Source organism: Clostridium sardiniense (genome assembly GCF_019753795.1).
Classification (GTDB): Bacteria; Bacillota; Clostridia; order Clostridiales; family Clostridiaceae; genus Clostridium; species Clostridium sardiniense.
Window position 1 is genome coordinate 1 of record NZ_JAIKTU010000047.1, and the last position, 672, is coordinate 672.

A 672-nucleotide genomic window follows, 5' to 3' on the forward strand; every position below is an offset into this window, starting at 1 on the left:
AAATCATGACCACCCGTAAAACGGGTGGTTTGCTCTAGCCCTATAAGGGCATGTTACTGGCTGTGCTACTCGCACATTGAAACGGTTTGCCAACCGCATACTTTTACAAACTGCACCTATAAGGTGCTTTATTTTTTGCTTCCGTTTACCGGCTCACCCGTAAACGGGTCGATATATTCCTTCAAACTTATTTGCTCATATGCCATATCTTCTTGTATTTGATTTTTTATATATTCTTCTATAACTTTTTTATTTCTCCCTACTGTATCAACATAGTATCATTTACACCAAAATTGCCTATTACCATACTTATACTTTAAATTTGCATGTCTATCAAAAATCATTAATGAGCTTTTACCTTTTAAATACCCCATAAATTGAGCTACGCTTAACTTCGGTGGTATACTGACAAGCATATGTATATGATCCTTACATGCATTTGCTTCAATTATTTCTACTTTTTTGTACTCACATAATTCTCTTAAAATTCTTCCAATATCAACTTTAATTTTCCCATAAATTATTTGTCTCCTGTATTTTGGAGCAAAAACTATATGATATTTACAATTCCATTTACTATGTGCTAAACTACTATTGTCCATAACGGGCACACCTCCTTGTATTATAGTTCTGGTCGGCAAACCTACTATAATTTTACAATGGAGGTTTTTT

At 33.6% G+C, this 672-nt stretch carries 1 pseudogene; it reads right to left on the reverse strand.

Going from position 1 to position 672, the window contains the following annotated elements:
- Positions 1 to 128 precede the first annotated feature (128 nt).
- Positions 129 to 602 (reverse strand): annotated as a pseudogene (tnpA, locus tag K5V21_RS19045) (IS200/IS605 family transposase).
- Positions 603 to 672: the final 70 nt, after the last annotated feature.